The 12,786-nt window shown below is 62.7% G+C and carries 13 protein-coding genes and 1 tRNA gene; 7 read left to right on the top strand and 7 right to left on the bottom strand.

Annotation, left to right across the window (positions count from 1 at the left end):
* The coding region (locus AB4Y44_RS01930; RefSeq protein WP_368698544.1) for a hypothetical protein at positions 1-748 on the top strand (748 nt) is incomplete at its 5' end.
* A gap of 476 nt (positions 749-1,224) precedes the next feature.
* Here the strand turns inward: AB4Y44_RS01930 and AB4Y44_RS01925 are convergent.
* The 4 genes from AB4Y44_RS01925 to adh form a co-directional block, all read right to left on the bottom strand.
* Positions 1,225-1,896: a SagB/ThcOx family dehydrogenase gene (locus tag AB4Y44_RS01925; RefSeq protein WP_368698543.1), complete on the bottom strand. Its 672-nt coding sequence runs from the start codon at positions 1,894-1,896 to the stop codon at positions 1,225-1,227.
* Positions 1,897-2,476: 580 nt separating this feature from the next.
* Complete coding sequence (locus tag AB4Y44_RS01920) at positions 2,477-2,956, bottom strand: GyrI-like domain-containing protein (RefSeq protein ID WP_342920253.1); 480 nt, start codon at positions 2,954-2,956, stop codon at positions 2,477-2,479.
* A gap of 103 nt (positions 2,957-3,059) precedes the next feature.
* Positions 3,060-3,440, bottom strand: coding sequence for a DUF779 domain-containing protein (locus AB4Y44_RS01915; RefSeq protein WP_342920252.1), 381 nt, complete (start codon positions 3,438-3,440; stop codon positions 3,060-3,062).
* Between the two features lie 102 nt (positions 3,441-3,542).
* On the bottom strand, positions 3,543-5,063 hold the full coding sequence (adh, locus tag AB4Y44_RS01910; protein ID WP_368698542.1) for an aldehyde dehydrogenase: 1,521 nt from the start codon (positions 5,061-5,063) through the stop codon (positions 3,543-3,545).
* 319 nt (positions 5,064-5,382) lie between these two features.
* On the opposite strand from adh, the gene AB4Y44_RS01905 reads away from it, so the two are divergent.
* Both AB4Y44_RS01905 and AB4Y44_RS01900 read left to right on the top strand, forming a co-directional pair.
* Complete coding sequence (locus AB4Y44_RS01905) at positions 5,383-5,577, top strand: hypothetical protein (RefSeq protein WP_069264575.1); 195 nt, start codon at positions 5,383-5,385, stop codon at positions 5,575-5,577.
* Between the two features lie 335 nt (positions 5,578-5,912).
* The gene (locus AB4Y44_RS01900; protein ID WP_051481331.1) at positions 5,913-6,170 is read left to right on the top strand and encodes a hypothetical protein; all 258 of its coding nucleotides are present in this window, start codon (positions 5,913-5,915) and stop codon (positions 6,168-6,170) included.
* A 70-nt stretch (positions 6,171-6,240) separates the two neighbouring features.
* On the opposite strand, the gene AB4Y44_RS01895 is transcribed toward AB4Y44_RS01900, so the two are convergent.
* Positions 6,241-6,316: transfer RNA gene (locus AB4Y44_RS01895), tRNA-Lys, on the bottom strand.
* Between the two features lie 276 nt (positions 6,317-6,592).
* Between AB4Y44_RS01895 and AB4Y44_RS01890 the strand changes: the two genes are divergently transcribed.
* Together AB4Y44_RS01890 and AB4Y44_RS01885 are read left to right on the top strand one after the other, a co-directional pair.
* Entirely contained in the window at positions 6,593-6,997 is a 405-nt protein-coding gene (locus AB4Y44_RS01890; RefSeq protein WP_028203232.1) for a PaaI family thioesterase, read from the top strand.
* A 48-nt stretch (positions 6,998-7,045) separates the two neighbouring features.
* Positions 7,046-7,924 (top strand): patatin-like phospholipase family protein, encoded by an 879-nt coding sequence (locus AB4Y44_RS01885; RefSeq protein ID WP_368698541.1) that lies wholly within the window; start codon positions 7,046-7,048, stop codon positions 7,922-7,924.
* A 65-nt stretch (positions 7,925-7,989) separates the two neighbouring features.
* On the opposite strand, the gene AB4Y44_RS01880 is transcribed toward AB4Y44_RS01885, so the two are convergent.
* The gene (locus AB4Y44_RS01880) at positions 7,990-9,003 is read right to left on the bottom strand and encodes a D-2-hydroxyacid dehydrogenase family protein (protein WP_321922812.1); all 1,014 of its coding nucleotides are present in this window, start codon (positions 9,001-9,003) and stop codon (positions 7,990-7,992) included.
* Between the two features lie 76 nt (positions 9,004-9,079).
* Positions 9,080-9,325, bottom strand: a complete 246-nt coding sequence (locus tag AB4Y44_RS01875) for a hypothetical protein (RefSeq protein WP_342920249.1) — start codon at positions 9,323-9,325, stop codon at positions 9,080-9,082.
* Between the two features lie 104 nt (positions 9,326-9,429).
* Between AB4Y44_RS01875 and AB4Y44_RS01870 the strand changes: the two genes are divergently transcribed.
* Positions 9,430-11,280: a phosphoenolpyruvate carboxykinase (GTP) gene (locus AB4Y44_RS01870; RefSeq protein WP_368698540.1), complete on the top strand. Its 1,851-nt coding sequence runs from the start codon at positions 9,430-9,432 to the stop codon at positions 11,278-11,280.
* Between the two features lie 315 nt (positions 11,281-11,595).
* Positions 11,596-12,705: a LysR family transcriptional regulator gene (locus AB4Y44_RS01865; protein WP_342920247.1), complete on the top strand. Its 1,110-nt coding sequence runs from the start codon at positions 11,596-11,598 to the stop codon at positions 12,703-12,705.
* Positions 12,706-12,786 lie beyond the last annotated feature (81 nt).

Below are 12,786 nucleotides of genomic sequence, written 5' to 3'. Positions count from 1 at the left end.
GAGTCTCGGCAAACGCAGGTCATCATGCTTCAAAAGCCGGACGACCAACCTGCTAGCAGATTCTGCGGCCGATACGCCCAACGTGAAAAAAGATCGGCGCTCTGAAAACGTATTGTGCAGACCTTCCCTAGGTGTCAGCACCATTGCTCTATGGCTTAGCCATGCTGATACGGCAAGAATCGTCCTCAGGCTGACCCGAGAAACCTATGACCACTTTTCGAGCTTTTCGGGTCTCTTGACCTCTGTAGGTACCGCAGTACGACTAATTCAGATATTTGCACTGCTTCTCGCTATCGTGGCAGTTTTTCAGCTAATTAAGCTTTTTTCTCAGCAAGTCCTGGGGACCTTTGTCAGGCACCTCACTTTTTCTGTGCCGATCGCGTGTGAGCTAGGTGAATTCTGGCGTCGGCTCAGAACCGGGCGCAAGATTGCCGATGACCCCGACACTGTTCATCACAGACAGAGTGTTGCGCTACTTGCACCCATTGGCACGTTGCTTTGGGCATCGGCTGTATTGTCTTTTCAATTCGCGATATTGAACGCCTCTGTCGCATCCTCCGTGTTGACAAGAATCCTCGTAAGCATGGAATACACACAGGATGCGGCGTGCCCAGGTGCGACCTCTACTGGACTGTTTGCGCGTGTTGGCGACGGTCGTGTGTCTGAAGCTTTTCAGACCGACGGTGGCTTCAAGTTCCGAACAATGGAGTGCAAGTCAAATTCCTCGGGTGGTTTGCACTTTAGCTGAATGTGACGTCCACTTTTTCGTTTCGTAATCTAGCGCGACACGCGGATAGCGGTTTCGCCGGACGCACGTTCGGCGATGCAATCCCGACTCGTCGCTGCTTCACAGATTGACGAGCGGCATCCGTGATCGCCAGGAAGACTCCTGCCAGCCGCATAGAACTGATTCTCCGGCTCACGGAATTCGTAAAATCGAGATGTCTGATGGCTAATTTCTGAGGTTGCGTTGAGGAAAGCAACAACGCGTAGTGATGGTATAGCTTCGTTTTCGAAGTCTCAGCCACTCCGCACTCAAGAGGCCGAGGCTGCAAACTCTCAGCTTATGCGTCACGCGTTCTTACGTAATGCGTTCGCATCGGCTAGAGAGCCTTGCCGAACAAGGCTGGGTTTCTCAAGTTTTGCGTCCATCTGCTGCTGCCATTGAACAACAAACGCCCGGTTTCCCGGGCGTTTGTTTTTTGTACGGCCGCACGCCGCAACTCAAGCCGCGAAGCCCACCGGGATGACATAGACGACGCTCTGCCCGGCAGGCAAACCGAGCGCCTGGGCTGCCTGCGGCCCATCGACCGCGCCCACGGGCACGGCGACGAGCCCGAGCGCAACGGCCTGAAGCAGCATGTTCTGGGCGGCGTGCCCGGCCTCCAGGTCGCTATACACACCGGCTCTCCCCCCATACCGCTGCTTGAGGCGACCGGGATCGGCAGCCACCACGATCAAGGCTGGCGCCGCCCCGACAGACGCCTGGTTGAGTGCAAGCGCTTGCAGCTTGGGGCGCATATCGGGCGTTGCTCGCGTCTGCGCGCGGTGGCCTTGAGGCACGTAGTGCATCACCTCCGCGGCGGTCACCATGTAGAGTTCAAGCGCATACAAGGCGCCGGCCGAAGGCGCCGCGCGCTTGCCGTCCGGGCTCGTCACGCCCTGGCCGGCCCACAGCAGCTGGCCGATGGTCTCGACAGGCAGCGCGTCGGACCGGAACCTGCGCACGGACCTGCGCCCCTGGATGGCATCCTCGAGAGAGACCGTACCGGAGACTTTGGGCTTGGGCAGTTCGATCTCGTCGGTGTACTTCGCCGGGCTCGCCTGTGCCTGGCCGGTGGAAACCTGGGTCATTGCGCCCGCAGCCAGCGCAGCCAGCAGTTCACGGCGTTTCATCCGGCGCCTCCATGAGTGACGGAGCAGGCCTCAATGGCCTTCGCGATTCTTACTATTTCACCTTTTCGAGCGACACTCGGACCATGGTGCAATTTGATCAACAGTCACCACTGGCCCACTCGCAGAAGTTATAGACCGTAAATTCGAGATTGCGAGGTCCGATTCAACGTCGCGATTTTCACCAGCGAAAAAGCGGCCCTGGAGGCGCTATTTTTTCGTCTGGAAGACAGAGGGAATACGCTTCCCGCACTATCCACAGCCCCCAGCGGATAACTCCCGGAAAACCCCAGGAAATCACTGTGCATGAATCGGGGATAACTTCTGCCGCGTGCAAACTGTGGAAAAGTTGCCAGCAGCAACCTGGCGTTGTCCCGTTAACGCCCGCAAGGTTATGGTTTTTCCACAGCCTTGTTTACTCAATGGTTTTCCGGGGTTATCCACAGAATACCCAGGGGCTTGTTAACTATTACTACGTTTACGTATACATACGTTATTAAAACCTTAGAACCCTCGCATCGGAAACGAAGATGCCGCCGTAAACGTCCCGACGGCATCGTTCAAACCGTGCGAATCGCATAGCTCATGCGAGCGGAATATAAAGCTCCGTCTTCAGGTCATCCGGCGCCGCCTCATCGGGCGTATTCAGATAAACCTCGAACGATGGCGCCGAAAAGTCCGGCGTGCGTCCGAGCTTCTGCAATCCTTCGTTGTAAAACCACATCCACGCCTGGCCCAGCCCCTGATACGGCCCCTTGTGCAGCATCATTGCGTGCTCGCCGCCGCGCAGCTGAAACTTCTCGACAGGCGCCACGATCTCCACATCGGTTTCCTGCCCCAGATGCAGCGCCGCTTTCGAGCGCAGCTTCGATTCTTCGACCGTATTGGGATCGTCGTAATAGATGCCGACCATCTTCGAGCCCGACGTGCGCACGTTGCGCTCGCCGAGCCATTGCGCGAGCGTGTAGAACGCGTCGCCGATCTTCATGTACGGACCCACGTGGCTGACGGCGAGCAGGTCCATCGGCTCGAGGGTGAGGAGTTTCACGTCGTGGTTTTGCATGATGGCGTCTCCTGGTGCGATGGCCGCGCGACTGCGCAGCGCCTGCGGACCAAGATAGCACCATGCTCCGTGCGACGCCCCTGGTATGCCGGGCGCCCGAGCCTCACAAGCTCACGCGCATCACCGGATGCGCCTCGAGCCACGCGTTCTCTTCGTCGTCGTAGAGCCGCGAGCGCGTGAGAAAGCGCAGGCCCGTGGGTCGTTCGAGCGAAAACATGCCGCCGTTGCCTGGCACGGCGTCGATGACGAGCTGGGTGTGCTGCCAGTATTCAAACTGTGCCTCCGTCATATAGAACGGCATCCCGCCGATTTCTCCCAACTGCACGTCGGCATTGCCGACCATGAACTCGCCGACGGGAAAGCACATGGGCGCGCTGCCGTCGCAGCAGCCGCCCGACTGGTGAAAGAGCAGGGAACCGTGCTCGCGAGCCAACTGCTCGATCAGCGCGAGCGCGGCCGGCGTGGCGGTAACGCGTTCGACCATGTCGTGATGCTCCTCTCAAGATGCAACGAAAGGGGCGTCGCGCGCGGCTGCGGACCCTCGACCGCAAAACACCACGCGCGACGCACGGGGCACACCGTGCGATCAGAAGAACCCGAGCGGCTGCTCGCTATAGCTCACGAGCAGGTTCTTCGTCTGCTGGTAGTGGTCGAGCATCATCTTGTGGTTCTCGCGCCCGATGCCCGACTGCTTGTAGCCGCCGAACGCCGCGTGCGCCGGATAAGCGTGGTAGCAGTTGGTCCACACGCGCCCCGCCTGGATTGCGCGGCCGAAGCGGTAGGCACGCGTGCCGTCGCGCGTCCACACGCCTGCGCCGAGGCCATAGAGCGTGTCGTTGGCGATTTCCAGGGCTTCCTCTTCGGTCTTGAAGGTCGTGACGGACACCACGGGTCCGAAAATCTCTTCCTGGAAGATGCGCATCTTGTTGTGGCCGCGGAAGACGGTGGGCTTCACGTAATAACCGTCGCCGAGTTCGCCGGTGAGGCTGTTGCGCTCGCCGCCGATCAGGCATTGCGCGCCTTCCTGCTTGCCGAGGTCGATATACGAGAGGATCTTCTCGAGCTGCTCCTGCGAGGCCTGCGCGCCGATCATCGTCTTCGTGTCGAGCGGGTGGCCCTGCTGGATCGCCGCGACGCGCTTGAGCGCGCGCTCCATGAAGCGGTCATAGATCTTCTCGTCGATGAGCACGCGCGACGGGCAGGTGCACACCTCGCCCTGGTTGAGCGCGAACATCGCGAAGCCTTCGAGCGCCTTGTCGAAATAGCTGTCGTCGTGGTCGAGTACGTCGGCGAAGAAGATGTTCGGGCTCTTGCCGCCCAGTTCCAGCGTCACCGGAATGAGGTTCTGGCTCGCGTACTGCATGATGAGGCGGCCCGTGGTGGTTTCGCCCGTGAAGGCGATCTTGGCGATGCGCTTGTTCGAGGCGAGCGGCTTGCCGGCTTCGAGGCCGAAGCCGTTCACCACGTTGAGTACGCCGGCCGGCAGCAGGTCCTGGATCAGTTCGGTGAGCACGAGGAACGAGGCGGGAGTCTGCTCGGCGGGCTTGAGCACCACGCAGTTGCCGGCCGCGAGCGCGGGCGCAAGCTTCCACGCGGCCATGAGAATCGGGAAGTTCCACGGGATGATCTGGCCGACCACGCCCAGCGGCTCATGAAAGTGATACGCGACCGTATCGTGATCGATCTCGGAGATGCCGCCTTCCTGCGCGCGCACGCAGCCTGCGAAATAGCGGAAGTGGTCGGCGGCGAGCGGGATGTCGGCGGCGAGCGTTTCGCGCAGCGGCTTGCCGTTGTCGATGGTCTCGGCCACGGCGAGCTTGTGGAGGTTCTGCTCGATGCGATCGCCAATGCGGTTGAGAATGTTGGCGCGCTCGGTGGGCGAGGTCCTGCCCCATGCGGCCTTGGCCTTGTGTGCGGCGTCGAGCGCGAGTTCGATGTCGGCTTCACGCGAGCGCGGGATGGACGTGAACGCGTGGCCGGTGATGGGCGAGACATCGTCGAAATACTCGCCGCCGAGCGGCGCGACCCACTCGCCGCCGATGAAGTTGCCATACTGCTTCTTGTACGGGAATTCGGTGGTCAGGAATTGCATGTCCGCGTGATTCATCTGCGTGCTCCTCAGTGTTCTCGATCTCGATATGGATGGACGCGGGCGAGGCCGCGCTACCGCGGCACGCTAACGCGAGAACCATGCCAGCGCGGCGCGCCGCCGCGCAGTCGCGGTCTGGCGCGTGCATGCCGCTCGAATGCGCGGCGCGCGAGCCTTCAGGGCCGCGAAAGGATTGCGTCAGGCCGGAACAGGAACGCGGCCAACTGCTCAAGAAGTGAACAGCCTGGGAGCGCAATAGCGGCGGGAGTCGGAGATTTGCGGCGCGCGGGCCGTACTTGCGGTAGGCTTTGCACCCGTAACAGTCAGGAGAGTCTGCATGTCGAGTACATTCGTTTGCCGCAACCAGTCGTGCGGCACCCCGTGGGAACAGAGCGAGGTGGTGATCAAGAACGAAGGGCAGGGGCCCTTGTTCCGGTGTCCGCTGTGTGGCGCCCGCAACTACCTGGAGCAGTTCGAAGACGACGATGGCAATGTCGTCTACGAACAGGTGGACGGCAAGCCGTTCCTCTGAGTGCTGGCGGCTAGAGGTTCTGGGTCGCGAGCGTGACGCCGAAGAAGAGGCCGAAAAGCGAGGCGTGCGGAGCGGCGTTCGATCGTCTGGATTCCGAAGTTTTTCGCCGTCCATGCCGTTACGGACCTGGCAAGCGTGGCAAGTGCATGACCGGCTTGCCGGCGAACGACGAAGCGCGAGAGTCGCGCCAGCGAGGAACCGCTTTCAGCGGCGTCCATCCCCAATTTAGTCGGACTATTTGTTACCTATCCATACGGGTAGGCTGGCGAGCGCCCCGGAGCGTCCTACAGTACTTCATACGATAAGAAACCACGGCAGGACCAACGGGGATAGCCATGACATTCGTCGAACAGGAAATCGCGCACATCGCGCGCGTGATGCCGCCGTCGCTGGCTGGCGATTTCGAAATGCCGGTGATGGGTGTCGCGTACTGGCGCAAGCGCCTTCACGCGCTTCTGAAGCAAAACCATCTGACCCACGTTCAGCTCTCGACCGTCGACACGCTGCTGCGCCAACTCGACGGCTTCGAGGCGCTCGGCCGCTGGCTGCCGCGCCCGAAGCAGGCCTCGCGTCACGTGAGGCGCGTGAAGTAACTCAGGCCTGTGGCGGCGGAGAAATGCAAAAAGCCCGATCGCAAGGATCGGGCTTTTTGGCTGAATTCGCTGGTGGGGCGTGAGTGACTCGAACACTCGACCTACGGATTAAGAGTCCGCTGCTCTACCAACTGAGCTAACGCCCCCAACAGAAAAAAGATTATGCAGGACTTTTTTGGGCTTGGCAAGCCCCTTCTGCAAATTATCTGAAAATAGTTTGTCGATGCGGTGCAGGCTCCGTCTGCGAGCGCGTTTGCCCCTTTTCCACGGGGGCCTTGCTGTCCCGGTATGATGTCGCCACTCCTGGGTCAATCCAGGTTTCAAGCCAGCCGTTGTGCACCGCCCGTTTGCCGAAGCCAAAGCTGGCCGAGGTCGGTGGCAAACGGCTGGAATCGTCGCACGGCAATCCACAAAGGCAAACGATGGACGACAACGCAATCGACGCGCTGCTGGAGCGCGTGCTGGCCCCGTGGGTGCGCGCGCTCGGGATGAAGCCCGTTGAGGTCTCGGAAGACAGCGCCACCTTGCGCCTGCCGTTTTCCGGCGAGCTGCGCCATTCGGGCGGTGTGATCTGCGGCCAGGTGTTCATGGCGGCGGCGGATACGGCCATGATCGTGGCGATCACGGCCGCGCTCGGGGGCTTCAAGCCCATGACGACCGTCGCGCTGAACACGAACTTCATGCGCGCGGTGCGCAAGGGCGACGTGCTCGTGACGGCGCGCGTGCTGCGCATGGGCCGCAATCTGGTGTTCGGTGAAATAGAACTCTACGACGAAGACGGCCGGATGGCCGTTCACGCGACCTCGACCTACGCGCTGCTCGATTAAGCTTGGCGCTTCCGATCGGTTTCGGTCGCTTCGAAGGACGTAGAAGGCATGTTCGATCAGGTGGTTTTCGCCGGCGGTGGCAATCGCTGCTGGTGGCAGGCGGGGGTCTGGGACATCGTCCAGCCCGAGCTGCGTATTCGCCCGCGCGTCATTACGGGCATCTCGGCGGGCGCGGCCACCGCGTGCATGCTCTACACGCGCGACGCCGACTGGGTCATGCGCTATTACGAGGAAGCGCTGCGCCACAACAAGCGCAACGCCTACTGGGGCAATCTGCTGCGCGGCGAGTCGGTGTTTCCGCATTACCGCATCTATCGCCAGGCGCTGCTCGACATCTACGGCGAGCCGTTCACGCAACTGCAGGACGCGCCTGAGATCCGCATCGGCGTGTCGCATGTGCCGCGTTGGCTTGGCGCGCGCAGCGCCGTGGCGGCGGGTCTCATCGCGTACAACATCGAAAAACACATCCGCAAGACGCTGCATCCCACGCTCGGGCGCAGGCTCGGGTTTCATCCGGAGTTCGTGACGGCGCAGGAATGCGCGAGCGTGGAGGACCTGGCCGATCTCATCCTGCAGTCGTCATGCACGCCGCCGTTCACGCCGGTGCTGCGGCGCGACGGCCGCCCGGTGCTCGACGGCGGCATGGTCGACAACGTGCCGGTCGGCGCGCTCGACGACACGCCCGGCCGCGTGCTGGTGATGGTGACGCGGCTCTATCCGCGTCCGCAGATGTTCGTGGTGCGGCATCAGGCGGCGCAGGGCGTGCAGCAGCGCCTTTATGTGCAGCCGTCGGCCCGGGTGCCGATCTCGAGCTGGGACTACACGAGCCCGCAGCAGATGCAGCACGCCTACAACCTCGGCCGCGTGGACGGCGAGCGTTTCCTCGCGCGTTTGCCCGAGGTCATGGAAGCGGCCGCTAACGCCTGAGCGCACGCGGCCACATCGAAATCAGACGGAAAGACGCGGGAAGGGCGGCGCGCGCCGCCCCGCGCTTACTTGCGGCGGCCGCCCTGCAGCGCTTCGGGGTTCGCGACGCTCGCGTGATCGCCCGCGTCGAACGCGAGGATGTTGCGGAACGCCCCGCCGAAGTACAGCTCGTAGCTTTCGCGCTCCACATAGCCGATGTGCGGCGTGCAGATCACGTTTTCCATGCGCAGCAGGCTGTAGCCCTGCAGGATCGGCTCGCTCTCGTACACGTCGATCGCGACCATGCCCGGACGGTTGTGAGCAAGCGCGCCGAGCAGCGCGTTTTCTTCCATCAGCTCCGCGCGGCTCGTGTTGACGAGCAGCGACGTGGGCTTCATGCGCAGCAGATCTTCCTGCTTCACGATCCCGCGAGTGTCATCGTGCAGGCGTAGATGTAGCGACAAGACGTCGCTCTCCTCGAACAGCGCCTCGCGGCTCGCGGCGGCTTCGTAGCCGTCGGCGCGCGCCGCTTCGAGCGAATGCTCGCGGCCCCACACCAGCACGCGCATGCCGAAGGCCTTGCCGTAGCCGGCCACGAGCCGGCCGATCTTGCCGTAGCCCCAGATGCCGAGCGTTTGCCCGCGCATCACCTGGCCCAAGCCAAAGTTGGGCGGCATCGCCGAGGTCTTGAGGCCCGACTGCTGCCACGCGCCCTGCTTGAGGTTGGCGACGTACTGCGGAATGCGGCGCTGCGCGGCCATGATGAGCGCCCACGTGAGTTCGGCGGGCGCGACCGGCGAACCGGTGCCTTCGAGTACGGCGATGCCGCGTTCGGTGCAGGCCTCGATGTCGATGTGCGGACCGGCCTTGCCCGTCTGGCTGATCATGCGCAGGTGCGGGAGCTTGTCGAGCAGTTGCGAGGTGATGCGGGTGCGTTCGCGAATCAGGACGAGCGCGTCGACTTCGGCGAGGCGGCTGGCGAGCTGGCCGAGGCCGCGCACCGTGTTGTTGAAAACCTTGACCTCGTGGTCGGCGAGCAGTTGAAAGCAGTCGAGCTTGCGGACGGCGTCCTGGTAGTCGTCAAGGATGGCAATTTTCATGGCAGCGGGTTGTTTTGCGTGTTTTGCATCGCGCCTTTCGTAGCGCGACTTCGGTGTTCATCTGGTGGTTGTCCCACTATGCAGCGCCGGGAAGGCTGGTATGAATATGGGGAGCCTTCACGTCGCTCGCCGCGTGCAGCAGCAGGCATTGCAATTGCGCAAGCCCGAGGCTACGCACGCAGGTTTTTGACGCGGTAATCAGCCGCGAATTTGCAACTTTTAACAGCTTGTCGGGCTCCGATGCAAGCCGCTTTACAGACGGTTTCGAACCCCAGGCTAAAGGACCTTGACGACCTGCCCAACTGCGCGAATCGATTCGCATGTTGATTTGCCATCGACATCCGGTTCGCATGAGTTGCGCCTCTCGCGTGCAGCGTTGAAAAGGGCCGATTCCCTTTTTACAGCCCTAAAAATGGAGACAGCTCGATGAACCATCCCGATTACCAAGCCCAGGCCGCCGCTCAGGTGCCCGCCTGGGTCCGGCACCGGAAACTGATCGACTGGGTGCAGAAAATTGCAGCGCATACGCAGCCGGATCGCATCGTCTGGTGCGACGGTTCCCAGGAAGAATACGACCGCCTGTGTGCGCAGATGGTCGAGGCCGGCACGATGCGCCGTCTCAATCCGCTAAAGCGTCCGAATTCGTATCTCGCGTGCTCCGACCCCTCGGACGTCGCGCGCGTGGAAGACCGCACGTTCATCTGCTCTCCCACCAAGGAAGATGTCGGCCCCACCAACAACTGGGTCGCGCCCGGCGAAATGCGCGCGACGCTCGACGGCCTGTTCGCAGGCTCGATGCGCGGCCGCACGATGTACGTCGTGCCGTTCTCGATGGGCCCGCTCGGCTCGCCCATCGCGCATATCGGCGTGGAGCTTTCTGATAGCCCCTACGTGGCCGTGAACATGCGCATCATGACGCGCATGGGCCGCGCCGTGTACGACGTGCTCGGCGAACACGGCGCGTTCGTGCCGTGCGTGCACAGCGTGGGCGCGCCGCTCGCGGCGGGCGAGCAAGACGTGCCGTGGCCGTGCAACAAGACGAAGTACATCGTCCACTTCCCGGAAACGCGCGAGATCTGGAGCTATGGCTCGGGTTACGGCGGCAACGCGCTGCTCGGCAAGAAGTGCTTCGCGCTGCGCATCGCTTCGACCATGGGCCGTGACGAAGGCTGGCTCGCCGAGCACATGCTGATTCTCGGCGTGCGTTCGCCGGAAGGCCGCAAGTACCACGTCGCGGCGGCGTTCCCGTCGGCGTGCGGCAAGACCAACTTCGCCATGCTGATTCCGCCGCCTGCCATGAACGGCTGGGAAATCACCACAATCGGCGACGATATTGCCTGGATCAAGCCCGGCGCCGATGGCCGTCTCTACGCGATCAACCCCGAGGCCGGCTACTTCGGCGTGGCGCCGGGCACCGGTGAGAAGACCAATTTCAACGCCATGGCGACGCTCAAGGAGAACGTGATCTTCACGAACGTCGCGCTCACCGACGACGGCGACGTCTGGTGGGAAGGCATGACCGACGAGCCGCCCGCGCACGCGATCGACTGGCTCGGCAACGACTGGACGCCCGCCATCGGCAAGGAAACCGGCCGCAAGGCCGCGCATCCGAACGCCCGCTTCACGGCGCCCGCGTCGCAGTGTCCGTCGATCGATCCCGAGTGGGAGAACCCCAAGGGCGTGGCCATCGATGCGTTCATCTTCGGCGGCCGCCGTTCGACCACGGTGCCACTCGTGACCGAGGCGCGCGACTGGACCGAGGGCGTCTACATGGCCGCGACCATGGGCTCGGAGACCACGGCCGCGGCCGCGGGGCAGCAGGGCGTGGTGCGCCGCGATCCGTTCGCGATGCTGCCGTTCTGCGGCTACAACATGGCCAACTACTTCGGCCACTGGCTCGACGTGGGCGCACGCCTCGCCAAGGCCGGCGCGACGGTGCCGCGCATCTTCTGCGTGAACTGGTTCCGCAAGGGGCCGGACGGCAAGTTCGTGTGGCCGGGCTTTGGCGAGAACATGCGCGTGCTCGAGTGGATGGTGCGCCGTATCGAGGGCAAGGCCACGGGCGATGAGCACGCATTCGGCGTGTCGCCGCGCTACGGCGATCTCGACTGGAGCGGCCTGAACTTTACGCAGGAGCAGTTCGAGCAGGTGATTTCGGTGGATGCCGACGCCTGGCGCGCCGAACTCGCGCTGCACGCCGAGCTGTTCGACAAACTCGCTCATGGCTTGCCGGAAGTGCTGAAGGACGCTCGCAAGACGCTGGAAACGCGCCTGTAAGTATGTGATGTGAGCGCTCGCTAACTTGATGGCCGCCTTCGGGCGGCCATTTTTGTTTTCGGGGTCGAATGCATTGGTGCGGTGCACAGGCCCATCTGTTCGGCGCTCGAGCGGCTATTTCGCTGCAACGCGCAAAATTGTTTCGTTCGAGGTAACAATCGGACCTCGGTTGATGCATTTTGGGGTGCAGTCGAAGAATTCGTAAAGAAAATAAGGGCTTCGGAGGCAACTTCTGCAGGATTTCTGCTGTCGTAGGAGAATTCGCGGTTTCCTCCGCTGATTAACAGCGGGGTAGTAACAGGCAGGAGTTGTCTCATGGATCATTTGCAGTCGATGCGAGTATTCGTCAAAGTGGCCGACCTCGGCAGTTTCGCCCGGGCCGCTTCCGCGATGGATATCTCCAACGCGGTTGCGACGCGGCATGTTGCCGACCTCGAAGGTCGACTCGGCACGCGTTTGCTCAACCGCACGACCCGCAGTCTCTCCCTGACCGAATCGGGTCAGGTCTATCTCGAGCGCGCCCGCCAGATCCTCGATGAACTCGAGGATGTCGAACAGATGGTCGTCGCGCGCAATCACGAGCCCGTCGGCACGCTGCGCATCGTCGCGCCGGTCGTGTTCGGGCTCCATAATCTCGCGCCGGTGCTGCAGACGTACACGCAGCGCTATCCGCAGGTCATTCCCGACGTCACGCTGGTGGACCGTCAGGTCGATCTCGTCGAAGAGGGCTTCGATCTGGGCGTCGTGACTGCGCGCCAGATGCGCAGCGCCAGCATCGTCACGCGCCGCCTCACGACGGGTTGCATGACGGTGTGCGCCACGCCCGCGTACCTCGAAAAGCACGGCACGCCCACGCGCCCCGAGCACCTCATGGAGCACCCGAGCCTCTCGCTGCCCTCCGAGTACTGGGGTGACGAGCGCGTGTTCACGGGGCCGGACGGCGAAATCCGCGTGCGTCCGACCAACGTGATCGTGGCGAACAACACCGAGATGCTGCGTCAGTTCGCGCTGCTCGGCATGGGCATCGCGATCCTGCCGAGCTACCTGATCGGTCGCGACATGACGCGCGGGCGCCTCGTGCGGCTGCTTGGCGACTATCGTCTGCCGCAGGTCGAGATCAACGTCGCGTATCCGAGCCGCCGTCACCTGCCGGCCAAGGTGCGTACGTTCATCGACCATCTCGTCGAGCACTTCAGCCAGACGCCGAACAGCCAGCTTGGCGAGCAGTGGGTCAAGGACGGTCTTGCACGTCCGGCAGTGGCGGCTCGCAACGGTGTTGCGGGCGACGACTACGATGGCGTGCAGCCAGCGCCGGGCGGCAGCCTGCACGATGGCGAGCACGACGGCATGGACGGCGAGCGCGCACCGAAGGCCGCGCGCGCTTCGGCGGCGCGCACCCGGACTTCGGCGATTTCGCCGCTATAAGCCCGATATCGCCGTTCATCGGGCGATAAAAAAGGCGCAGCTTCGTGAGAAGCTGCGCCTTTTTGCCTTGCTGCACCAAGG

Source organism: Paraburkholderia sp. BR10937, assembly GCF_040965695.1.
GTDB lineage: Bacteria > Pseudomonadota > Gammaproteobacteria > Burkholderiales > Burkholderiaceae > Paraburkholderia.
Note: the sequence above shows the minus strand (reverse complement) of the source record. Positions and strands in the feature narration are given on the sequence as shown.